The 598-nt window shown below is 43.6% G+C and carries 2 protein-coding genes; one reads left to right on the forward strand and one right to left on the reverse strand.

Features of this window, described 5'->3' with window-relative positions:
* The coding region (locus tag IE187_RS21875) for a TRAM domain-containing protein (RefSeq protein WP_229839648.1) at nt 1–193 on the reverse strand (193 nt) is incomplete at its 3' end.
* Nucleotides 194–491: 298 nt separating this feature from the next.
* Here IE187_RS21875 and IE187_RS21880 point away from each other — a divergent pair.
* A partial coding sequence (locus IE187_RS21880) for an SDR family NAD(P)-dependent oxidoreductase (protein WP_189677963.1) occupies nt 492–598 on the forward strand: 107 nt, incomplete at its 3' end.

Below are 598 nucleotides of genomic sequence, written 5' to 3' on the forward strand. Positions count from 1 at the left end.
CTTTGGAGTATTCGTGAAAGTGAATGGCCTCTCCTTCCATAAAAGAGCTTTTTCCCCGGGTAATCCGTACATCCACCACATCACCAGGGGCCACTTGATTAACAAAAACCACCTTGCCCTCATGATGCCCGACACATTTGCCTTCTGAAGCGATGCGCTCGATTTCGAGGTTGGTGATGACCTTATTTTTCATTTTTCTCGACATGGGCGCAAAATTAGGGAAAAAGGAGGAGAAGACCTTTGGACTTTTTAAAAGCTCTCAGGCTATTAATCAAATCGCTTCTCCTAAACTCTCGACTCATCAAACCGATCCTATTTTACAATCGAAACCACATAGTAAGTTTTTTGGATAAGAGGTAGAATGGGACCAGCGGCGCATTTTTGTTTGTGAATCGAGGATTGGTTAATAAAGCCTGAGTTTCGGAGGGACGAAATGATTTTACCTTCCTCTTTTCTCACTAATTCCTATCTTTACTTTTTAATTTTCAACCATGAAATTCAAAGACAAAGTCGTCCTCATCACCGGAGCTACTTCAGGAATCGGAGAGGCCTGTGCCGAGGTATTTGGTCGGGAGGGTGCCAAAATCGCGATCACAGG

The sequence above is a fragment of the Sphingomonas glacialis genome, assembly GCF_014653575.1.
Taxonomy (GTDB): domain Bacteria; phylum Pseudomonadota; class Alphaproteobacteria; order Sphingomonadales; family Sphingomonadaceae; genus Sphingomonas; species Sphingomonas glacialis.